Here is a 22,248-nt window from a genome sequence, read left to right on the forward strand (position 1 = left end):
TGCCGGCAACTTCTTGGGTGAGTCCTTTTGCAAGTCCCAGTGGCAAATCTGGAGATCTTGGGTGCAAAAGCGATGGGGATCCCGTTCTTCTTTTACCCTATCCCTAGGGGGGTAGCGTCTCCCATGCCGCGTCCCCTGATCCATCGTATAAACCGATACCGGAGGATTGCGATGACCACACGGGTAGCCATTAACGGATTTGGTCGCATTGGGCGGGCCTTCCTGCGGGTGCTGCTGTCTCAGCCAGCTCGGGAGCTGGAGGTGGTGGCAGTCAATGACCTGACCGAACCCGACAACTTGGCCTATCTGCTCCAGTTCGACTCGGCCTATGGGCGCCTTCCCCAAACCGTGAGCGCGGTGGACGGGCATCTGCAAATCGGCAACCACCTGAAAGTCCGGGTTTTGGCAGAGCGGGATCCGGCGCAACTGCCCTGGAAAGATCTAGGGGTTGACCTGGTGGTGGAATCAACCGGCTTGTTCACCAAACGAGACGGGGCCGCCAAACACCTGGAGGCCGGGGCCAAAAAGGTGATCATCTCTGCTCCTGCCAAAGGCCCCGACTTGACGGTGGTGATGGGGGTCAACGATGACCAATACGACCCAGAGCGGCATCACATCATCTCCAATGCTTCCTGCACCACCAACTGCTTGGCGCCGCTGGCCAAGGTTTTGTTGGATCGCTTCGGCATCGAGACCGGCTTTCTCACCACTTGCCATGCCTATACCGCCACTCAGGCAATTGTGGATCGCCCGGATCCCAAAGATTATCGGCGGGGCCGCTCAGCAGCAGTGTCGATCGTGCCTTCCACCACCGGGGCCGCCACGGCAGTGGCCGAGGTTTTGCCCGCCCTGAGAGGAAAGATGGATGGCCTGGCGCTGCGGGTGCCCACCTTGACCGGCTCGATTGTGGACTTTGTGGTGCGTACCGAGCAGCCCATCACTAAAGAAGCCGTCAACCAAGCCTTTATCGAGGCTGCAGAAGGCCCGCTGCGCGGCATCCTGGCCATTGCTCCGCCAGAGATCGTATCGGCGGATATTGTCGGGGATCCCCACTCTTCCATTGTGGATTTGGGATCCACCATGACCTTAGGGGATCGCACGGTGAAGGTGCTCTCCTGGTATGACAACGAGTACGGCTATGCCGCGCGGCTGGTGGATCTGGCGGCCAAAATCGGGGCTGCGCTGTAGGTAACCATCCCCGTTGCGTTCAAGGCAAGGCTATTAGAACCGGATTTGCGGTGGGGCAGTTACGGTTCAGATGCGGTTGTGGCCGGGGTTGCAGGCGATGAAGGGGGGCCGAGCCACAGCAGGATCACCATCGCCGGAGCAGCTGTCATCGCTGTAATCAAATAAAACAAAGGCCAATTGACTGCAGCCGCCAAATAGCCCGACACGGCCCCGGCCAAGGTTCCCCCCACGGCAAATACACTGGTGAGCAAAGCATACTGGGTGGCACTAAATTGCCGATCGCAAAGGCTCATCAAAAAAGCCAGAAAAGCAGCCGTGCCCATGCCCCCGGCCATGTTGTCGAAAATGGTTGCCCCCAGCAGCAGCGGATAGTTTTGCCCCACCAACCCAATCGCTCCCAGGCCCAAATTGCCGATCCCTTGCAAGGCTGCGAAAATGAACAGACAGCGGTAGGTGCCGATGCGGCTGACCCACTCCCCCCCCACAAAAGCCCCAGCCAAGGTGGCCAACAAGCCTATCCAACTGCGGATAATGCCCAGATCGCTGGTGCTAAACCCCGTCTGCAACAAAAATGTGGGGGTCATTTGCCCTGCCAAGCTATCCGGCAACTTGAAGCAGACCACAAACAGCAGGATCGCCCAGGCCAAGCGGTGCCGCCAAAAAGATTGAAACGGCTTGATGATGGCCGACCGCAAAGAGGTAGGCTTGAGGGCGCTGTTTTCCGGCTCAGGGGCCAAAAACGAGGTAATCAACCCGATCAACATCAGCAGCGCCATGATCCCGTACACCTGCCACCAGGGCAAATAGTCCGCCAAGATCAAACTCACGCCACTGCTGACCAGCAGCGCGATGCGGTAGCCGAATACAAAAATCGCTACCCCTGCCCCCATCTCCCGCTCTGCCAAGATATCGGTACGGTAGGCATCCACCGCGATGTCCTGAGAGGCGCTCAAAAAAGCCACCAGCAACCCCACCAGAAAGATCGGGCGGGTGAAAACCGTGATTCCCGGCCAAGTCTGGGCCAGCTCTTCCCATCCCAGAGCTTCCAGCCAGGTTTGGGTCGGATCCTGAAAACCCAGTAGCCCTATGCTGAGCAGCAACAGCACTTGGGTCAGGGCCATCCACCCCCGCCGCCGACTGCCCCGCAGGGATCCCGGTGCCGGCAACAGAAATCGATCCAGAACAGGCGACCACAGGAACTTGAAGGAGTAGGGCAAATTGAGCAGGTTAAACAAGCCGATGGCAATGGTGGTCAAGCCCGCTTGGGTCAGCCAAGCATTCAAGGTGGTGTTGATCAACAGCAGCGGCAAACCCGAAGAAAATCCCAACAGCAGCAGGACGCCCATCTTGGAGCTGCCGTAGACCCCCAACATCCGCCTCAAGACGCTTGTCCCTGCCTCAATCATGACCAGCCTTCCCCACCATCCTGTCCATTCTCAGGGATCCCTGTATTCCCAGTCACCCTAACAGGTGCCTTCCAATGCTCAGCCCCGGTCTTTGGTGCTGGGCAAAAGCTCTGTGCAGCTTGAGAGGAGTTCACAAGCTGCTGCGAATTACAAACGAATAGTTGCTGCCCGGTTCCAGCAGATAGTCCGATTTTTCCAGAAAACGGCTCAAGGGCTCGCAAATCAAAGCCCGCCCCACAGAAGGCTCCACTCTGAGTTCCCCGGCCCGAAAGCGCCAGCAAAAGCGCCAAACCCAACCATTGGCATTGACTTCCCCCTCAATGGCCCCCTCTTGCCAAGAGCGGCGGGTAATTTGGACATGGGCAGTGGTTTGAGGCAGTCGGCTCATCCGGCATCTCCCGACGAGATCCCTTGTAGGGTAGCGCGTGGTGCCCTTGCTGCCGCCAGCAGGTCGAGTATGGCGAGTGAGGCAGCAGGAGCTCAACCCGTGGGGAGGGATCCCGTACACAGGGTCAGTTCTTTCGATCTTCTGAGAGCGGCTGCAACAAACCCCCCAGGGTAGGGGGGCTGTTTCCTGAGCTCCTGCTAATAGGAAAAGCTGGTCAGAGGCTAGCGAGCGGCAGTTGCAAGAACCTTCGAGGATTTTTTCTCCGGCTTCTCAGCCGCAACCTCCGCTAGCAAAGCTCGCAGGCTGGGAAAAAGGAAGTGGTTTTCCTCGACATATTGCGCGCCGAACAACCCCTTCTCCGCCCAAAAAAACCGATCAACGGTATGCTCATTTCGCCGCACCAAAATCAGCGCGGGGGGCTGAATAGACTTTTCCTGAATATACTTTCGAGCAGCGGTTACAGACTTCTCTTCACCACTGTCCAGATTAAATTGAGGAATGTGATCTAAAATTTTGCGCCCTTCCAGACGACGGCGACTCTTACGCTTTCTTCTCCTAACCAATGTAAGCCTCCTGTAGAAGGATGACCGAACAACCGCAACCGCAAAGAATATATCAGCGCTGCTTAAGAAAAGCAATAACTTTTACCCATTTTTGTTATCATCTTTTACAAAGGCAATAAAGACAGCAGCCGCCCTCAAAGCCCTTGAAGGGTTACTTATGGACGCGCCCAAAAAAATCTAATCGGGAACCTTTCTCCGAACAAAAAATCCTTCAACAATCGCCTGCAAAGAGAGCTGGCGATTGGGCGTTTGCTAGGTTGACTGCTGATATTGATAGGGGATCCACGGGCTCTGACACCTGCGAAGAAAGTCAGATGCCGATGTGGGAGATCCGCATCAAATCTGGCCCCTAGCCTAACATTAACAAAAACGATACTCAACAGAACATATACCTAAGCTCAGCTTCAAGACAACCCCCTTTGGGCTGAAGTGCTAAGTCAATTGCCAATGCTGCAAGTCTGGAGCTGCTCAACCGAGGAGAGAAAGGGGCACTCCGGTGCCGGGCTACCGTTGAACAGCGCATGTAAGACTGTACAACCAACTTCTTGTTTCTACAAGAGATCCACTGCAGATCCCCAGCATGTCCACACAGCCCTTTCGCGAGTTCATCCTGGGAGCCCTGGAGTGAGGAGTTCTGGTACCGTAGGGATTGGATAGATCCCGCGCCAGGTGACCGGCAAGCTGGAATGGGCTTGATGGGCATTCAGGACTGCGTTGAACCGATTAGACGGAATTCAGGCATCTTGCTAGCCTTACTTCAGGCTTGGCTGCGCCTCAAGGACTTAAGTCTATTTGGGTTTATCTTGTCTGGGTCTAGGGAGTTTTGGGCATGATGAAATTTGGATTGCTGATGGGTCTGGGACTCAGCCTGGGATCCCTGCCGGTTTGGGCACAGGGAGCAACCCCGCTGCCTAGCCCTGCTGCCACTGCTTCTCCAACTTCGGGGGAGGCTCCGGCCACAGCAACTCCTAGCCCTCTGGCATCTCCGACTCTAACCCCAGAGCAAGTCACCGATGCCCAGGTGGAACAGTTGGTGCGGATTTTGTTGGAGTTGGATCCCCTGATTCGGGAAGCCAGCGCCCAACTGCGGGAAACCCAGAACGAGGAAGAGTACGAGCAAATTATGCGGCGCACAGAAACCCAAGCCAGCCGCATTGTTGAAGAGCAAGGGCTGACGGTGCTTCAATACCGCGAATTGATGACCTTGGCCAACGAAAATCCCGTCCTCAACCAGCGGGTTCGTGTGCGCTTGCAAGAAGTTTTGCAGGAAGGGGAAGCTTCCAACTCTCCAAAGCCGGCTACCCCGACGCCTACACCCTAGGCTGAGCTGGCTTGCCTTGGCCAAAGGCAGGGAGAACCTGAGGCAGCCGCAAAGTAAAACAGGTGCGATTGGCCTCGCTGTTGAGGTGAATGCTTCCTTGCAACAGACTTACCCGCTGCTGCACGAGGGCCAACCCCAACCCTGTCCCCCCTTGCCGCCAGGGATCCACGCTGGGCACCCGATAGAACTTCTCGAATACCCGCTTTTGTTCTTCTGGAGGAATGGTTACGCCGGTGTTGAGGACTTGGATGTCCAGGTGGTCGGGATGGTACATGGCCTGAAGGCTGATCAGGTGCTCAGCAGGGGTGAATTTACATGCATTTTTCAGCAATTCCGCCAGCACCGACTTTAGCACTCCCGGCAGAGTAAAAATGGCAGGCAGTTCTGGAGGGATCCCAAGGCTGAAGCGCTGATGGTGACTATGGGCCTCCTGAGCAAAGGGCTCTGCGATCTGGGGCAACCACTCTTTCAGCTCCAACCAGCAGGGCTGCTGTGAACCGTTCGCGTTAGCGGGACGGAGTCCCTTGAGCACCTCTAACTGCTGCAGTTCCAGCAGATCCTCGACCAGTTTGATCTCCCGCTCGCATTCGTTGTCCAACACCTTCAAGTACTGAGAGATCTTGGCCGGATCCGGGGATCGGGCAGCGCCCTGAGCAGGCAGCAGAACGGCGCTGAGCAGGCGGATGGCCATTTTCATGTTGGAAAGAGGAGTGCGCAGCTCGTGGGACACCGTGCTAAGGAAGTCATTTTTTAGGCAATCCAGCCGCTGCAATTCCTGTACCTGGCGCTCCAGTTGGGCGGTGCGGGCCTGTACCTTTTCTTCCAGGGTGCGGTTCAGCTCCTGAACCTGTTGGAACAATTCCGCCTGCTGAATGGCAATGGAGAGGTGATCGGCCAAGGCCAAGATCAGATCCTGATTGGTGGCCAACCAACCGGGACGTGCCGTTTTCAGTTGCAGGCACAGGCTGCCCCAAAGGGTGGGGTGGGCCGAGTCAGATTCGGGGCTTTCGCCGCCGTAGAGCGGTACCAGCAGCCAACTGCCAGGATAGGCTTTGGCCATGGCGGAGATGTAGACCCAGCCTTTGGCTTGGTCGGCTGCCTCCAGCAACACCACTTTCCCCTGCTTCAGTTGCCGGGCAATGGGGCTTTCGGAATCGGGGATCTGACAACCCAGATAGCCGTCGGGCTGAGGGGGATATTCGGAGACAATGCGCCAATGCTGTTGCTGAGGCCGATAGATGCTGATGCTCACCCGATCCGCCTCTAGCAGATGGCAAATCTCGCGGGTGGCAACGGCAAAGATCTGATCCGACTGCAGAAAGGTGCGAATGGCCCGGACGACACGGTTTAGGGCTTGCTCGCGGGCCGCCTGTTGGCGTAGGTTCAACAAGTTCTGGCGGGCCTTGAGCAGGTGTCGGATGCGCTGACGCATCACCGGCCAGTGAATGGGCTTGGTAATGTAGTCGCTGGCTCCGGCAGCAAAGGCTTTGTCTACGGAAGCTTGATCCTCGAGCGAGGTGATCATCAAGCAGGGTAGATCCGCATCCAGAGCCTGCAAGCGTTGGCAACACTCGAACCCATCCATGCCGGGCATGAGGGCATCCAGCAGGGCAATTTGAGGCTGAGTTTGACTGAAGAGCAGCAGGGCTTGGTCGCCGTCTTCGGCCTCTGCCACTCGATAGCCTTCATGAACCAACAGGTGGGTCAAGTACCCGCGTATGAATGGGTCGTCATCGGCCAGCAGCACCGTCGGCGAAGCATTTGGCAACGGATATCCAGAACTGGGGATAGGTGGAGATTGCACAAAATTCACTCCACAGAGTTGGCCGTTCGCGACAGCGGTGCAGAGCACTAAGGCTTTTTGCACGCAAAAGGGATCCCTGACCCCTCTCCAGCCTAGTCTATCGCGACAGCGGTGCGGAGCACTTTAAAACCCCAAAGCGTGAGGGGATCCCTTGGACAGACCTATTTCCGTCAGGATCGGCGAGGTGGTGTGAGGAGTTGCCGTAACGGTTTTGGAAGCGGATCCGGTTCAGGTGGGGGGCTATCCTGCACTGTAACCTACCAAGGCTATCGCTTTGATATCGGTGGGCACCGCTTTTTCTCCAAGTCGGCGGAAATTGAGGCCCTGTGGACGGAAATTTTGGGCTCGGAAATGCAGGTTTGTCGGCGGCTTTCCCGCATTTTTTATCGAGGTGTTTTCTTCGACTATCCGATTCGACCTGCGGATGTCTTTGCCAAACTGGGGCTAGGGTTTACCAGTCTCTGTCTGCTCAGCTACCTAAAGGCGCGCCTCTTTCCCAGGCTCAATCCCGTATCTTTTGAAGATTGGGTCATCAACCAGTTTGGGGAACGGCTGTACCGCACTTTTTTTAAGACCTACACCGAGAAGGTGTGGGGGATCCCTTGTCACGAGATCAGCGCCGACTGGGCAGCCCAGCGGATCAAGGGTCTGTCGATGGCTTCTTTGATCCGTAAAACCTTTTTCCCCAGCCGAGGGGGAGTGATCAAAACCCTGATCGATCGCTTTCGCTATCCTCGCCTAGGGCCAGGCCAGATATGGGAGCGCGTTCAAACCTTGCTGGCAGAAGCCGGGCAGCCGGTACAACTGGATCGCAAGGTTACAACCAAGGCTATCAAGCTCACATCCAGACCATTCGGGCCTTTTTGGAAGAGGCACTGCCCAATTTGCAGGTGGCAGGTCGCAACGGCATGCACCGCTATAGTAACCAAGATCACGCCATGATGACGGGCCTCTTGGCCGCTCGCAACATTGTGGCAGGGGAACGGCGCTACGATGGGTGGCGGGTCAACCAAGATGCTGAGTATCTGGAAGAGGAGGATTCGACAGCGGCCTTGGCGGGAGGACGGGCCGTGCCCCAGGTGCTGGGTCGCCGGAGTTAGCGGCGGAAGGGATCCTGCTTCGATCCAGCTTCGCCATCCAACACCTCTAGGATGGCCTTGGCAGCGCGAGCCAGAACGCCGGGTTCTCCTAGGGCTGCCCGCATCGCGGCGTAGTCGGCTTGCAGTTGGGCTTTGCGTTCGGGCCGAGTTAGCAACTCCAGCGCCAGTTGGGCAATCTTCTCTGGCTGGGCCTGCTCCTGCAGCAACTCCGGGACAATGGGGCGCATCTGCACCAGGTTGGGCGGAGACATGAAGGGCACCGACACCCTCAGCCAATGGCGGGCGATCCAGAAGGTGAGGGGGTTAAGGCGATAGATCACCACCTGGGGGATCCCTAAGATGGCCGTTTCCAAGTTCACCGTGCCGGACTTGGCCAACACCAAATCAGCCGCTGCCAAGGCGAGGTGATGGGCTTTGTGGGGGGAGAAGAAGGGCAGAGCTTGGGGATCCAAAAGGGTGAGGTTTAACCCAAGACGGTGGGCAGCCCGCGCGATTGGGGCAGCAAAACAGGGCGAGGCCAAGGGCACCCAAAACTGCACTTGGGGCAGGTGAGCTTGCAGCAACTGGGCCGCCTTGAGCAGGACAGGCAGAACCGAGCGCAGCTCTTGCCGCCGCGAAGCCGGCACCACCACCACCACTGTAGCCTCGGCAGGGATCCCCAACTGGGCTCTGGCTGCAGCACGGCTGGGCACAGCGGCCAAAATATCCAACAGGGGATGGCCCACATACTGGACATGGGCTCCTGCCGCCGCGTAGTAGCGGGCTTCCTCAGGGAAAATTGCCAACATCAGCCGCATCTGCTGGGCCAGTTGGTAGGTGAGGCGGGCATCCTGCGACCACACCCACTCTTGGGGGGCAATGTAATAGACAGCAGGGATCTGCCGCCGTTGCAGCAGACGGGCAATGCGGCTGTTGACGCCGATGTAGTCCACCAGCACAGCCACATCTGGCGGGTCTTGGGCCAAAAAGCGGCGAATCTTCCATTCCGTCCAGAGGGCGGGGCCGATAAAGGGAAGAGCCTCTAAAATGCCAACGGAGCTGATCTCGGTAGTGCGGTGCAATAAACGGGCCCCGGCAGCAGCCATGCGCTCTCCCCCGACCGCTGTGATGCGCAGTTGAGGGCGCTGGCGCAGCAATTCTTCAATCAGATGGCCGGCCTGCAGATCCCCTGAGACCTCGCCCGTGCAGATGAACAGGTGGCTCACCAGAGCTACACTCCCGACCGCAGTTCTCAATCATCCAGCTCTGAAGTGCTCCGCATCGCTGTCGATAAGGAATCTTCCCCTCTCCCGCGTAGGGCCGGCAGAGGGCCTCGTCGTTGCGGCTGCGAGAGGGAGTCTTCCAAAAATTGCAGCAGATGTTGCAGGGATCCCGTCTCGTCCACCCACTCTTTCCCCTGCAGAGAAAGGATGTGGCGCTCTCCCTCCGCACCGCCGCTACGAACAACACACAGGCTGCTGCGCAGCGTTTGCAGCGCTTTTTCCAAAGGCAACCCTGAGCGGTACAAAAATCGGTAGACCTGCCGCAGCAAGGGCAGGGATCCCTCCATCCCTTTGGCTCGCCGCAACCCCACCAAATTCAGACCGCGAATGCGGGCTGGATGTCCTTCCACCAACATGTAGGGGGGAACGTCGCGGTCAACCCGGCTCATCGCCCCCACCATGGCCAAGCGCCCGATGCGGGTGAACTGGTGGATCCCGACCATGCCGCCAATGCGGGCTTGAGACTCGATGTGGATGTGGCCGGCCAAAGAGACAGCATTGGTAATCACCACCTGATTTTCGATGACACAGTTGTGGGCGACATGGGTGTAGGCCATCAGCAGGTTGTGATCTCCGATCAGGGTGGCTTCCCCTTCATTGGTGGCCCGGTTGATGGTGACAAACTCGCGGATGCGATTGCCTCTGCCGATCACCACTTGAGAGGGGGCGCCGCTGTACTTCAGATCCTGAGGCTCGGTGCCCACAACTGCTCCCGGAAAAATGTGGTTGTCCTCGCCGATTTCCGTCCAGCCATCGATCACCACATGGGCTCCCACCACCGTATGGGCAGCGATACGAACATGCTCGCCGATCACCGCATACGGGCCAACCTGCACCGTCTCGTGTAGCTCAGCTTTCGGATGGATCACCGCGGTGGGATGAATCCGCTCGCGTGAGCGGTGCGGCGCACTTGCAGAGGCGTTGGGAGTGGATCCCGCTGAAGCGAACGAACTCATTTCCAACCTAGCCAGCAACTGTGGTTACGCTCCCAACCCCGCGAAGGATCACCAAGGCTTGACTCCGGGGGAGATCAACCTTAGAGCTACGCTCCGCCATCGTGACCAATAGGCTGCCACCCCAACGCAGCAATATGTCTACCGTATCCCGACAGAAAGGCGCAAGCAGTCCCCGAGCCATCTCCCTATGCCAACACTTTATCTCAATTGGTGAGAAGACCCACAGCAGAGCGCCTCTCGGATGGCCGCTATTTGTCCCTCAATCCACCAGGGAAAACATCAGTTCCCCCTCGGTCACCAGTTGTCCTCCCACCTGAGCGCGGCAGAACATCTTGCCAATGCGCCTCTGGCGAATGGTGAGCAAGTCGGCAGAGAGCAGCAGTTGATCCCCCGGCAGCACCGGGCGGCGAAAGCGAACACCATCGATCCCGGCAAACAGGGCCAAGCGCCCGGCCACGTCCGGCAACTTGGTCAACACGATCCCCCCTACCTGGGCCATAGCCTCGACGATCAGGACGCCGGGCATGATGGGTCGGTTGGGGAAATGCCCCTGAAAAAAGGGCTCGTTGAAGGTGACGTTTTTCAGGCCCACTGCCCGTTGCCCCGGTTGATACTCCACAACCCGATCCACCAGCAAAAAAGGATAGCGATGGGGCAAGATCTCCAAAATCTGCTCCGTTGTGAAGACAGGGGGAGCAGTTGCCAATTGAGCGGCTGCCTCAGCCGAGAGGAGGGGAGGAGGGGAGACATCAGAGGCCATGGTGAACCCGTGGAGACAGAAGACAAAACTGAAACCCCGGATGGGGAGGAAGCAGGCCAGAACTCAGCCAAAAGAGCACCCAGGGATCTACGGAGAAGAGATCAAGAGATTCCAACAGAGCGGATCCCCTTGAAGGCAAGTGCTCGGCACCGCTGTCGCACCTGAGGATGGCAGGGTTGTGGCTACGCAACCGGATCTCTTTCTCCCCCTTGCTCTTCATGGATCAGCAGGGATCCACTCTTGAGCAACTGCTCGGCCAAACGGTGGTGCAGAGCATGGCCCGCTTTGTAGGCCACAACATGCCCCTGCAGTCGGCAGCCCAGGAGGCTGAGATCTCCTAGTAAATCTATCAGCTTATGGCGCACCGGCTCATCTGGGTAGCGCAGTGGCCCCAACCACTCGGTCTGGCTACAGACGATGGCATTTTCCAGGCTGCCCCCCTGGATCAGCCCCCGTTCCCGGGCCAGCTCCACATCCTGCTGGCGGGCGAAGGTGCGGGCCGGTGCAATGGACTGGACAAAATCTGGCCCGTTCTCCCTCCAGCTCAACCACTGTTCTCCAATGGGGCAATCGGCGAAATCGATGCCATAAGTAAAGCGGGCTGTGGGATGGGGGAGAGCGCTGACGAAAGCTTCCCCCGCCCAGGCAGTAACCGGCTCTTGGATCACCCCCAGCAGGGCCGGCTGATCTTGGGCTTGGATCCCGGCTTGGGCAACGGCCTCCACAAAAGGCAGGGCAGAGCCATCCAGAATCGGCAGCTCTGGCCCCTCCACCTCGATGCGGCAGTTGTCAATGCCCAGGACGTAGAGGGCGGCCAACAGGTGTTCCACCGTCTGCACTTGAACCGGGGGGGATCCCTGCTGCAGCAGGGTGCAGAGATGGGCAGGGGCCAGGGATCCCAACTGGGCCGGGATCTCAGGGGATCCCGGTCGATCCACCCGCACAAACACCCGACCGCTGCCGACAGGAGCTGGATGCAGGCTGCAGCGAATCGGCAGGCCGGTGTGCAGGCCAACGCCTTCCAGAGAAATAGAGCTGGCTAGGGTGTGTTGCCGGCCTCTCATCATGCTCCGCACCGCTAGTGCAAACGCTCTTGGCCCCGGTCGAAAACGCGGTAATACAGCTCCCGATAGCCCACGCGCAGGTTACTGCCGGCATCTGCCAACTTGGCTTTGTGACTGCGGGTGCCGTAGGCGCTGAACACCTCGTAGGTATCCCCTTCAAAGAAAAAGGAAGAGACATCGGACACCTCTTCGCCCCCCAGCAACTGCCAGCGCCCCTGGCGAAACTGCAGCCGGTAGTGGGCTCTATCCAAGCTGCCGGAAGGACGGTCGATCATGGCGTCGATGCTGCCCTCGTAGAACGGCTCGGCACCACCATTGGGGATGGATATGTCCACAGGCCACACGTCCACAGCGATATCTCGGTAGCGGCAGTTGGGCCGGTTGCACAGGCGAATTGAGCGCATGGCCTCGGCAATGGCTTCCAGCCGCTGCCGCGCTACGGTCAGGGAAAGGTGCTCTATACCCCCATCGCGAGCGAGCTGGGGCGACACCTGAGCCGCCTCTGCCACTGTGGAGGGCAACGAATGGGCAGCCAACGCCGGGGATCCCCAGCAGCATCCCACCAACACCAGACAGATCAAGCTCAGCCAACAACGGTATGCGGATCCCATGAACACAATCTATGACCAAGAAAACTGGGTTGCAAGCCCTGCCCTAGGGCCTACGGCCCGCTGACGCGACTAGGGCGGCTTTGTGCTATGGCGCAGTGTCAACAGGAAAAGTATCTGGGAGTTCATCCCAGCAGTTGGGGTCATGGCATCCCCCACCACTCGCAAGAGTGGTGTAGCCCAGGAAGTGGGAATCATCCTGCAACCCGGAAAAGAATCCCTGCCCTTTAGGTCGGCTTTATTTGTTTCTTCTGTAGAACCTCCAAGAACAGAAGCTCAAACACTTTACGTCTTCTTTCCTGGCGCTCTGGGTTAGCCTTTTCCCATCCTCCAACCGATGCAGACTTACTCTTCCAGCAGAACTGCCTCCGACAAAGGTGAGCCCAAACTTGGGGTGGCGCACTAAACTACCCCGCCTCAAACCTAAGCTCAGCATACCCCCGTAGGAAAGTCTTTTCCCACCTTTGCCCGGTTGCAAACGATGCAGTTGACGACGATGAAACCGCAGAGGAACGACCATAAGCATCTGCTGATTGTCCGGCTGCAGGTGCCCCCCGGTCACGGAGTTGGCTAACACCCACGCATCCACGCAGTGGGCCGCAAACACTTCGGCGGTCTTTTTGTTGGTTTTCTGCAAACCCAAGGCATCCCGCATCTGCTGGGTTTCCCACCCTGAGCGGGTTAGTACCTGTCCCAGATTGGCTAGCTGCCGATAGAACCATTGCTTACCCACCTCTGAGGGAGAGAAAGACACGTCCCAGCGGCGCTTGCCACGGGTCTTCGCCTTAATGTCCTCAACCACAAATACGGATACGGGAAACAACTGGCTTAGCCACCGAGCCAGACGTAGCTTCCACTGCCAGCGAGCCTTGGTGGAAGGGGGCAACCCACCCCTGGCGCGATTAAACCTGGGTTGACGACAGGGCGTTTGGCGATACCGTCGCGCTCGACGCATGATGCGCCGTTGTTCGACATGCTCCTTCACCCAGGTGACCGCGTCCGCTTGGAGGTTCAGGTAGGTCTGTGCGGCGGATTTAACCGACCACCCCTCTTTCTTGCTCCCTGGGTCAATGCCGACGGCTATGGGTTGGGTTTGCCGGTCAGAAGGCTCCACGTTAAGCCGGACTCAAAACACCCCTCTCTTCCAAAAGGGAGTAGCCTTGCCGGTCTTAATCCACCTTCTGGCTCGACTGGGTGTGGTCGGCATGAGCGGGTTTTGGTTGTGATCTACGACAGGCACAAACATGCGGTAAGTCTCCTACTCGGAGTATGTACGTCCCTTCGCCACTGACCAACGTAGAGGTAGCCAACTAGGGAAGCATTCGCTACGTACTGTGGGCTGCCACGCCCAGTCGGCTCAGTCCCCTTCAATCGCCCTCCATGACTGGGTTGCTTGGGCAGGCTAGTCTTTCCTTGCCCTTGGGGTTTCAGGCTGGCTAGACCTTACTTCCACAAGCCCCCACCTTTAGCTGGGGGTACTTGACCTGCTGGATCTGACGGATCAGTTCGGGTACCACCTGGTAGAGATCCCCGACGATACCGTAGTGGGCAAATTTGAAGATGGGGGCAGAGCTGTCTTTGTTGATGGCGATGATCGTCTGGGATTTGTCCATGCCCACGCGATGCTGGATGGCTCCGGAAATGCCGCAGGCAATGTAGAGCTGAGGTCGGACGGTCTTGCCGGTTTGGCCCACTTGATGGGCGTAGGGGATCCACCCAGAATCCACGGCCTTGCGGGAGGAGCCGACGGCGCTGTTGGGGAAACAAGCGGCCAACTCCTTCAACAGCTCAAATCCCTCTGGGGATCCCAGCCCGTAGCCGCCGGAAACGATCACCTTGGCGCGGGTGAGATCCACCGCCTGGGACAGGTTGCGCACCGTTTCCACAACCTGCAGGCTCAGGTCGCCGGGATCCAAGTTGACCGGCACCGGGATCACGTCCCCCTGGCGGGATCCATCCCAGGGCAGAGGCACCATCACCCCTGGGCGCACCGTGGCCATTTGGGGGTTTTTCCACGGGCCGAGGATGCGGGCCTTGAGAGATTCGCCAAAGCTGGGCCGGATGGCGTAGAGGCAGTCGGGGAAGAGGCCAGACTTGCTCGGATCTTTGCTATTGGTGTACTCGAAGGGGCCGATGTCCAATTCGGTGCAGTCTGCCGTCAGGCCGGTCTCCAGGTGGGCGGCCAAGCGAGGGGCCAGATCTCGCCCGGTGGTGGTGGATCCCAGCAGGATGGTGTGGGGTGGTTGGGGCCAGCTTTTGATCAAGTCCGTGATCACCCGGCGGTAGGGCAAGGTGCGGTATTCGGCCAACTCCGGATGATCGGCAATGAAGACTTGATCTGCCCCGTGGCCGATCAGGATCGAGGGCAAATGGGCAATGTTGTGTCCAAGAACAAGGGCACTCAGGGTGGCTCCCAGCTTATCGGCCAGCCGCCGCCCGGCTCCCAACAACTCTAAGCCGATGGGCTGCAATTCCCCATTCACCTGCTCCGCGAAGACCAATATCCGCTTGCGATCCATAGAACCGTGACTCCTAAGTTGAGATCGGGATTGAATCGGGTCGAGGGCAATCTTGGGTGTTGCAATTGCGACGAGGTCAGCAGAGTCTTTCTGAGTTAACTTTTCACTGCCCAAAACCGGGAGCTTTCGCCGGCTAGCCACCCTGGGATCGATAGATGAGACGATGAGGATTGAAAGGTGATGGAGATAAGAATTGGCCAGAGGGATGCAAGGCAGAAGATCTAGGAAGTTGCCGCGTAGCGGAAGAGGTCAACGGCCTGAGTTAGTTGGTTGACCAGTTGGGGGACGGACTGCCCTTGAAAGATCTGACAGTTGCCGCCAATTTCCCCCACTTTTTCGGTGGCAGCCACGATGGTCGGAGATCCCTTGAGACCGCAGCGCTCCGGGTCTGCCCCCACATCGTCCAAGTTGAGGATCTGGATCGCCTCGGCCCGTGCCACCTCATCCCGCATCAGCCGCTGCACCCGCTGCACACCCCGTAGAGTGGGGTAGGCCAAACGCCGAGCGGAATTGGCCACCGTAATCAAAACCGGCAGGGGCACCATTACGATTTGGGATCCCCCTTCGATGGCCCGCCGCGCCACTAGGATCCCATCCCGAATCTCGAAGGCTTCGCAATAGGTGACCTGAGGGATCCCCAACCGCTCCGCCAACTGCGGCCCCACCTGGGCCGTATCGCCGTCGGTGGTCTGGAGCCCGCAGAAGATCACATCGGGCCGGCCAGCATAGCGAACCGTCTGGGCCAGAGTATAGGCAGTGGCTAGGGTATCGGAAGCGGCCAAGCGGCGGTCGGTCATCAAAATGCCCCGATCCACCCCGTGGGCAATGGCCTCGTAGAGCACCTCAATGGCCGGGGGTGGCCCCATTGTAATTGCCGTTACTCTCGCCCCGTGTTGCCGTTTGGTTTGCAGAGCTGCTTCCAGTGCATAGCGATCAAAAGGGTTTAACATCCGCTTGGCCTTGGCGCGATCGATCGTGCCGTCACTGTTGATGCCGGCCTTGGCGTTTTGATCGGGAACTTGCTTAATCAGAACAAAAGTTTCCAAGGGCCCAAACTCCCTAGTGATCCCCTCCAGATTAAAAGGGATCCCTGAGCACCACAAACTTATTCAGCTTTTTTTCGGGATCGGAAAAGCTATCTCGACTTCAAGCACCCCTAAGCTACTCTTCCCAATACATCTGTTTCTCAGGTTTGATTTCATTGACATGCTCCCCATGCCCAAAGGCAGGGGCCTTACGGCGTTCTTGGGTAACCCTAAACAAAGTTCGAGACACTCCCCTACTGCTCCATGCCGCTTCCGGTCTCCCATCCACCAACGCGAACAGGTCTCCCGTCGGCCTCTTTCAGGAGCAGCCTGGGATCCCTGCCACGAAAAGCTTTGGGGATACTTCGCAGATGAGGGATCCAATAAGGACGCAGACCGCACCTGCAGCCAGAAATAGCCTCCCAGCAAGCAGGATAAGTTGGCCTGCACCGGCAAGCCAATAGACAGAGGCTTCAAAATCGTTGCTGGCCTAACCCAGATTATCCAATCATCCGCTCAGACTTGGGTGGGAGCAGACTTCCATCAAACACTTGCTCTAGAGAGGGCTTAGTGGGCAAGCCAAAGCCATCCACCACCTGAGCAATCGAGGTTTCCATACGAGCAGGCACTACATCCCCCAAACCAATTTGTCGCACCTCATCGGTAACAAACAGGCGCGGCATGGCCAGGGTAAGGCGCAATTTCTCAATTGCCGTATCCAGCACTTGTCCGTCGGCCTTGGCTTTGTCCAGAAGGGCCAACATATTGCCATCGGTATCACGAATAGTGTCTTGCCAACCCTTGACATAGGCCCGCAAGAAAGCTTTGAATTGCTCAGGCTTCTCACGCAGCAATTGCACACGAGTGATGAGCGCATTGCCGTACAGCTCAAGGCCATAGTCGTTGTAAAGGAAAGCCGTGATGTCCTCCAAGCTGACGCCGCCCCGCACCAGATTGGGCATGGCTGAGGTCATAAAGCCGCTGATGGCATCCACCCGACCTTGGATGAGGAAAGGTTCGCGCAACTGTGGCTCCATGGTCAGCCACTCCACCGACCCCGGATCGATGCCGACTTGCTTGGCAAAGACCGGCCAGAGCCGACGCGGCGCATCCCCTGCCGGTGCTCCTAGCTTCTTGCCCGCCAGTTGGGCCGGCTCCCCAATGCCCTTATCTTTCAAGGTGTAGATGCCAAAGGGAGAGCGATTGAAGTGGACATAGATCGCTACCAAGGGCACGTCCGGATTTTTGGCATTGAACTCGATCATGGAGTAGGGATCCCCTTCCCCCAGGTCGTACTGGCCAGCGGCAATCTTGGTGATGGAATCGGCGGAGCCATAGCCGCGCTCGTAGGTGACCTCCAGCCCCTCTTCGGCGAAGTAGCCCTTCAAGATCGCCGTTACAAGGGGGGTATCCATCGAAGAGGGCAACCAAGAGAGGGTAAACTTCAGGGGCGTCAGTCCCTGGGAAACCAGAAGCGGCCCGCGGCTCTGAGCCCTCGCCTTTAGCCCTCCAACGGCAACCCAAGAGGCAGCCGCAGCAGCAGATTGAAGGAATTGACGACGCGACGATTTCGGGATGGACATATCTATATGCTCCACAGCACCTGGCTCAGTAGGGATCCGCAAACGGGAATGCGGCAAACAATGGAGTGAAGACTATAAGCAACCAACTTAGCAAGGCGGAGTCAAACTTCTGTATTTGAGGATACCTTTACCTGCTGGGGGATCCCCTTTTAGCCAAGGTGAGAACTCTGCCTTGGTCATGGCCGGTTCGTTGCCGGTATGATAGTGCTCCTGCTGCCGCAGGGATCCCGATCGCCATTGCTCTTAACTCACGTGTATCCCTCTTCAACCATGGCCATCCAATCCCCTTCCACCTCCCTGGTTCGCTTTCTCGCCGGTGCTGTATCTGAGGCCATTCGACAGGCAGCAGAAGCAGGCCAACTGGGATCCCTGGCCCCCCAGCAAGCCACAGCGATTGCCCCCGTGATCCAGATCCCCAGCGACCCTCGCTACGGCGATTACGCCTGTCCCACCCCCCTGGGCATGGCCAAGCTCTGCCGCCTAGCACCGGCCCAGATCGCCCAAACCCTGCAGAGCCATCTGGATCTGCCGGACATCGAAACTCAGGTGGCGGGAGGAGGGTATCTCAACTTCCGGCTGGGGGATCCCTTTTTGGCCGAGCGCCTGCAGGAGCTGCTGCATCTGGGAGAACACTTCGGCAAAACAGCCACCCCCCATCCCGAGCGCATTCTGCTGGAGTTTGTCTCCGCCAACCCGACGGGGCCTTTGCATGTGGGCCATGGGCGTTGGGCTGCCGTCGGCTCCACAGTGGCCAACCTGCTGCGCTGGACGGGGCACCAGGTGGAGCGGGAGTTTTACATCAACGATGCCGGCAACCAGATGCGGCTCTTGGGCCAGTCTCTGGAGGTGCGGGTGCGGCAACTGCAGGGGGAAGAGGTGGCTCTGCCCGAAGATGCCTACCATGGCAGTTACTTGGTCGATATTGCCCGGCGGCTGTTGGGTCAGGTCAAGGCCGGGATCCGCCCTCTGCCCACCACCCTAGAGGAGTACACCGATTTTGCCTATGGGGAAATGCTGGCCTGGCAGAAGCAAACTCTCCAGCAATTGCGCACCGAGTTCGATCACTGGTTTAGCGAGCGCCGCCTGCACACCCCCGATCCCCAGACAGGCCTGAGCGCCATCCAGCAAGCTTTGCAGGAGCTGGAAGAACGCGGCTTTCTCTACAGGGCCAAGGCTCCCCGGGGTGAGGATCCCAAGCCAGGGGCCGAAGAGGCCGTCTATTTCAAAACCCAAGAATTTGGCGACGACAAGGATCGGGTGGTGCAAAAGGCCGATGGTTCGTTCACTTATCTAGCCGCCGATATTGCCTACCACCGGGATAAAGTGCAGCGGGGATATCACCGGCTGATCAACATTCTTGGCTCGGATCACCATGGCTATATCGGCCGCTTAAAGGCGGCGGTGGGTGCCTTCAGCCCAGATGTCAAGCTGGAAATCTTGATTGGACAATTTGTCAAATTGTTCAAAACCGACCCGCAAACCGGTGAGAAAACCGAAGTGCGCATGTCCAAGCGCACCGGCAACTTTGTCTCACTCAATGACCTGATCGAAGATCCAGAAATTGGCGTGGGGGTCGATGCAGCCCGCTGGTTTTTGCTTAGCAGCAGCATGGACAGCCCCATCAACTTCGATTTGGATTTGGCCGTCAAGCAAACTTTCGATAACCCGGTCGTGTATGTTCACTACAGCCATGCCCGCTGTTGCACTCTGCTGCGGCGGCTACAGGAAGAAGAAAAGGTTCAACTGACCAGCAAAGTCTCTTTGAATGAACAAAACAGACTGCCCTACAAAGAGCCGGAAGAACGCACCCTGTTGCTGCGCTTGTTGGCCCTGCCGGATGAGCTGATCGCCGCCGCAGAAGAGCGCGCCCCCCACAAGATCATCCGCTACACGGAAGCCATCGCCGCCGATTTCAACAAGTTTTACGACAACTGCCGTATTTTGCCGCTCTTGAAAGAGGATCCCCTTTTGGCCCAAGCCCGCATCCAATTGGTGCAGGCCACGCAGCAGGTTTTGTTTAACGTCCTCACCGGCATTCTCGGCCTGAGCGCGCCGGAGTCTATGTGATTTACGAAGGAGTGCCGTAAGGCCCCCAGCTCACGCTCTGGGCGGAAGCCAGCTATAGCGGTCGCGAGTAGGTCAATTGCAATAAACCGTTCCACAACGCATAGTCATTTATCTCACCGTCAAGGTGAAACAAACGACCGGTTGCTTCCTGCTAAGGCCTCTGGCCCGCTAGCGCGATCAGTTGAAATAGATGGTAATAAAAACCACGACTGCTATCAGCCCCTTTGATTCCGGTAACGCCGATCCCCGTCTCGATGAGGGAGAGGAGATAGGGCTCAAGCGCCTAAGTTTCGACTCTGTGGGCGCGCAAGAGCAAGTTGGTTCCCAAGTCCTCTTGGGCTGCCCAAAAGGCGCAAATCCACCACGAAACCTCGTCTTGGCGATAAATGCCACAGGTGAAAGGATAAGGTTGCAAAATATTCGCCATCTGCGCTAAGGCCGGAACTTCCGCCATGTAGTCGGCCCACACTTGGGGATCCAAGGCTTCGTAGGTGAAATCGGAAGGAAAGAATGTGCAACTGGATTCCAGGCTGGGCCGGTTGGTCAGCAACAATTGAGCAGGATCTGAGGATTCACAGCCCAAGCGATCCCCGATCTGAAAGGTCAGTTGAAACAGGCGGTTAATCAGATCAAATTGCTCAGGGCTCATAAGTTCAGAATTCCTAACTTTCAGATTGGGATGGGCGTTAGAGTTGACAGGTGCGACGGCTGCGCTCCAGCTCCGGCTCGATCCAGGAGAGGGCGAAGTGACTCACACAGGGCAACTGCGGGAAGCGGCGGGCCAGCTCTGCTGTTTGGGTTTCCAGGCTGGGGCGTTGCCGCTGGGCTTGTCCCCATAGACCGGCAATGGCCGGGCAGACAAAGGTTTGGGGAGAGGCCACAGCCAGGACCTGCTCCACCTGCTGCGCCACACAGGAGCTATCCTCGCACTTGGCATAGGCCATTGGGTGCCATTCCATACCCGGATCAAAGCGGTCCCAGGGTTGCAGACGAGCGTCGAATCCTTCTCCTACTGCTTGGTTGCCTTCTGGGAAGAAGACAGCCCCCACCGGGATCCCCAGCCTCTGGGCGGGTTGGGCGGCCTGCTGTAGATAATCGAGAACGCCGTAGCGGGCAAACTCGACGCTCAGCTGCCAAAGCTGCTGCTGCCAACGTTCTTGGCGAACGGCGGCGCTGGGGGTGGGGGAAGGGGCAGGAGTTGGTGCTGCTGCCTCAGAACTGGAATCCGCCGGTTTCTCCAGACTCTCTGGTAAATCTTTTGCAGAGGAAAGCTGATCCCCCTGCCAATTCCTGCTGGCCATGTCTTGGGCAGCCCAGTCCAGTAACTCTGGGGAAAGCGCCCATTTCTCGGTCGGGCTGGGCCAGGGATCCCCTGGCTGACGCCATCTGGGCTCTTCGGCATAGGTGGCATCCAACTGCTGCACATCCCTCACCGTCACGTAGCCCTGGCTCAAATAGCGCTCCAGCAGCGCCCGACCCGCTGGATTTTCTGCCAAATCGAGGTAGGCTTTCCGAGCGGCCTCTCCGTGAATCCACAAGTCTCGGACGGTGGCTGCCACGCTGGATCCCCCTGAGCCACGCGGATAGCGAATGTAGTCGAAAAGGATCCCATCCGGCTGTCGCTGTAGAATGCGGCGGACTAACTCGGCAAAATCCCGCCGTGCCAAGGGATGAAAGGGATCCACAAACACCTCATCCGGGCTGCCCAAATCTTCCCCAAGGGCTGTTGCCGGATCCAGAACAGTGGTTATGCCGCGACCGTTGCGGGCCAGGGCCACCTGTCGATCGGGCCGTTGTCCGTAGCTGTAACCGAAATTGAGGGAAAACACCCAGGCATAGGCAGATAAGCCGCGGCGTCGTGCCGCCTTCAGAGCCAGATCCAACAAGTCGGCGTTGGGCTGTAAGCTGGGCCAGATCCCCCCTGCGCCATCCGGCAAAATGGAGCGACCATCGTAAAAGGTCTCGATAAAAACGCGGTTGTAGCCCAGGTTTACCACTTGGTCGAATACCTGATCCAACACGCCCGGATTGGCATCACAGGGATGCAGACGTACCCAGATGGCCTGGATCTGGGGCCAGCGTTGGCTGCGGCAGGCGATCAAGGCAGCGCCATGTTCGGCCAAAACTTGGGTGTACTCGGCCCAAGCAGCATTCGACTGGGCAGCCTGCTGGCGCAGTTGAGCCTTGCGCGCTACCTCCTCGGGCGGCTGTCGGCAGTAGGCGTCGAGCCGAGCAGCCAAGTGGGATCCCCTCTGTTCCGCACTGTCTACGGAACCAGAGCTGGGGAAAAGGGAATGGCCGGGCCACAAGAACTGAGCCTGGGCCGTGATTCCGGATCCCAGCAACATCAGCGCGCCCAGCACACCCGCAAGCCAGCGGCTCCTTTTGTTTTTCGGCAGTCTTAGCACTCTCAACCTCCACGAGAATGTCTGCGATCGTACTCTTCTCCTGCCCAGAGAGCGGCTATTGAAAAAAAACAGCCGCCCGTGCCCACACCGGCGCAATCCCTTGGTCGATCTCTACCTTAAGTCCGAGTGGCAGGGGTTTGCTCTTCGGTTTTGCCCCTTTCGCCACTGTGACCGTCAGCCAGGTTCTCCTAGGGATCTCGCCAAAAGGCATAGATTAGCGCTTATG

General features: G+C 58.2%; 19 protein-coding genes and 1 pseudogene. 5 read left to right on the top strand and 15 right to left on the bottom strand.

Annotated features, from left to right (window positions below; translation table 11 throughout):
- Positions 1-171: 171 nt before the first annotated feature.
- Entirely contained in the window at positions 172-1,188 is a 1,017-nt protein-coding gene (gene gap / locus ACVWYZ_RS05535; RefSeq protein WP_457466448.1) for a type I glyceraldehyde-3-phosphate dehydrogenase, read from the top strand.
- A 59-nt stretch (positions 1,189-1,247) separates the two neighbouring features.
- On the opposite strand, the gene ACVWYZ_RS05540 is transcribed toward gap, so the two are convergent.
- From ACVWYZ_RS05540 to ACVWYZ_RS05550, 3 genes are all read right to left on the bottom strand, one after another.
- Complete coding sequence (locus ACVWYZ_RS05540; RefSeq protein ID WP_457466449.1) at positions 1,248-2,534, bottom strand: AmpG family muropeptide MFS transporter; 1,287 nt, start codon at positions 2,532-2,534, stop codon at positions 1,248-1,250.
- A 190-nt stretch (positions 2,535-2,724) separates the two neighbouring features.
- The gene (locus tag ACVWYZ_RS05545; protein WP_457466450.1) at positions 2,725-2,982 is read right to left on the bottom strand and encodes a DUF3146 family protein; all 258 of its coding nucleotides are present in this window, start codon (positions 2,980-2,982) and stop codon (positions 2,725-2,727) included.
- A 221-nt stretch (positions 2,983-3,203) separates the two neighbouring features.
- Positions 3,204-3,545 (bottom strand): DUF3155 domain-containing protein, encoded by a 342-nt coding sequence (locus ACVWYZ_RS05550; protein ID WP_414355581.1) that lies wholly within the window; start codon positions 3,543-3,545, stop codon positions 3,204-3,206.
- 829 nt (positions 3,546-4,374) lie between these two features.
- Between ACVWYZ_RS05550 and ACVWYZ_RS05555 the strand changes: the two genes are divergently transcribed.
- Positions 4,375-4,866: a DUF4168 domain-containing protein gene (locus tag ACVWYZ_RS05555; RefSeq protein ID WP_414355582.1), complete on the top strand. Its 492-nt coding sequence runs from the start codon at positions 4,375-4,377 to the stop codon at positions 4,864-4,866.
- On the opposite strand, the gene ACVWYZ_RS05560 is transcribed toward ACVWYZ_RS05555, so the two are convergent.
- Entirely contained in the window at positions 4,856-6,634 is a 1,779-nt protein-coding gene (locus ACVWYZ_RS05560; protein WP_457466451.1) for a response regulator, read from the bottom strand. The genes ACVWYZ_RS05555 and ACVWYZ_RS05560 overlap by 11 nt on opposite strands.
- A 225-nt stretch (positions 6,635-6,859) precedes the next feature.
- On the opposite strand from ACVWYZ_RS05560, the gene ACVWYZ_RS05565 reads away from it, so the two are divergent.
- Both ACVWYZ_RS05565 and ACVWYZ_RS05570 read left to right on the top strand, forming a co-directional pair.
- Positions 6,860-7,612 (top strand): hypothetical protein, encoded by a 753-nt coding sequence (locus tag ACVWYZ_RS05565; protein ID WP_457466452.1) that lies wholly within the window; start codon positions 6,860-6,862, stop codon positions 7,610-7,612.
- Positions 7,609-7,770 (top strand): hypothetical protein, encoded by a 162-nt coding sequence (locus ACVWYZ_RS05570; RefSeq protein ID WP_414355585.1) that lies wholly within the window; start codon positions 7,609-7,611, stop codon positions 7,768-7,770. The genes ACVWYZ_RS05565 and ACVWYZ_RS05570 overlap by 4 nt, the downstream gene beginning before the upstream one ends.
- Here the strand turns inward: ACVWYZ_RS05570 and lpxB are convergent.
- The 9 genes and pseudogenes from lpxB to ACVWYZ_RS05615 form a co-directional block, all read right to left on the bottom strand.
- Positions 7,767-8,975 (bottom strand): lipid-A-disaccharide synthase, encoded by a 1,209-nt coding sequence (lpxB, locus tag ACVWYZ_RS05575; protein WP_457466453.1) that lies wholly within the window; start codon positions 8,973-8,975, stop codon positions 7,767-7,769. The genes ACVWYZ_RS05570 and lpxB overlap by 4 nt on opposite strands.
- Positions 8,976-9,001: 26 nt before the next feature.
- Positions 9,002-9,988: an acyl-ACP--UDP-N-acetylglucosamine O-acyltransferase gene (gene lpxA / locus ACVWYZ_RS05580; protein WP_414355587.1), complete on the bottom strand. Its 987-nt coding sequence runs from the start codon at positions 9,986-9,988 to the stop codon at positions 9,002-9,004.
- Positions 9,989-10,247: 259 nt separating this feature from the next.
- Entirely contained in the window at positions 10,248-10,748 is a 501-nt protein-coding gene (gene fabZ, locus ACVWYZ_RS05585; RefSeq protein ID WP_414355588.1) for a 3-hydroxyacyl-ACP dehydratase FabZ, read from the bottom strand.
- Positions 10,749-10,930: 182 nt separating this feature from the next.
- Positions 10,931-11,812 (bottom strand): UDP-3-O-acyl-N-acetylglucosamine deacetylase, encoded by an 882-nt coding sequence (lpxC, locus tag ACVWYZ_RS05590; protein ID WP_414408679.1) that lies wholly within the window; start codon positions 11,810-11,812, stop codon positions 10,931-10,933.
- 14 nt (positions 11,813-11,826) lie between these two features.
- Positions 11,827-12,423 carry a hypothetical protein gene (locus ACVWYZ_RS05595; RefSeq protein WP_457466454.1) on the bottom strand — a complete coding sequence of 199 codons (597 nt, stop codon included), beginning with the start codon at positions 12,421-12,423 and terminating at the stop codon, positions 11,827-11,829.
- A gap of 235 nt (positions 12,424-12,658) precedes the next feature.
- Positions 12,659-13,666, bottom strand: a pseudogene (locus ACVWYZ_RS05600) (RRXRR domain-containing protein).
- Between the two features lie 190 nt (positions 13,667-13,856).
- On the bottom strand, positions 13,857-14,939 hold the full coding sequence (locus ACVWYZ_RS05605) for an electron transfer flavoprotein subunit alpha/FixB family protein (protein WP_457466455.1): 1,083 nt from the start codon (positions 14,937-14,939) through the stop codon (positions 13,857-13,859).
- Between the two features lie 221 nt (positions 14,940-15,160).
- Complete coding sequence (locus ACVWYZ_RS05610; RefSeq protein ID WP_457466456.1) at positions 15,161-15,985, bottom strand: electron transfer flavoprotein subunit beta/FixA family protein; 825 nt, start codon at positions 15,983-15,985, stop codon at positions 15,161-15,163.
- A 479-nt stretch (positions 15,986-16,464) separates the two neighbouring features.
- Positions 16,465-17,547 carry an ABC transporter substrate-binding protein gene (locus tag ACVWYZ_RS05615; protein ID WP_457466457.1) on the bottom strand — a complete coding sequence of 361 codons (1,083 nt, stop codon included), beginning with the start codon at positions 17,545-17,547 and terminating at the stop codon, positions 16,465-16,467.
- Between the two features lie 270 nt (positions 17,548-17,817).
- Here ACVWYZ_RS05615 and argS point away from each other — a divergent pair, with 270 nt between their 5' ends.
- A complete protein-coding gene (gene argS / locus ACVWYZ_RS05620; RefSeq protein ID WP_457466465.1) occupies positions 17,818-19,614 on the top strand; it encodes an arginine--tRNA ligase in 1,797 nt (598 codons plus the stop codon).
- A 283-nt stretch (positions 19,615-19,897) separates the two neighbouring features.
- On the opposite strand, the gene ACVWYZ_RS05625 is transcribed toward argS, so the two are convergent.
- Both ACVWYZ_RS05625 and ACVWYZ_RS05630 read right to left on the bottom strand, forming a co-directional pair.
- Positions 19,898-20,263 carry a hypothetical protein gene (locus ACVWYZ_RS05625; RefSeq protein WP_011433539.1) on the bottom strand — a complete coding sequence of 122 codons (366 nt, stop codon included), beginning with the start codon at positions 20,261-20,263 and terminating at the stop codon, positions 19,898-19,900.
- 37 nt (positions 20,264-20,300) lie between these two features.
- Positions 20,301-21,977, bottom strand: coding sequence for a hypothetical protein (locus ACVWYZ_RS05630; protein WP_457466458.1), 1,677 nt, complete (start codon positions 21,975-21,977; stop codon positions 20,301-20,303).
- Between the last annotated feature and the right edge of the window lie 271 nt (positions 21,978-22,248).

The organism is Thermostichus sp. MS-CIW-37 (assembly GCF_054060065.1).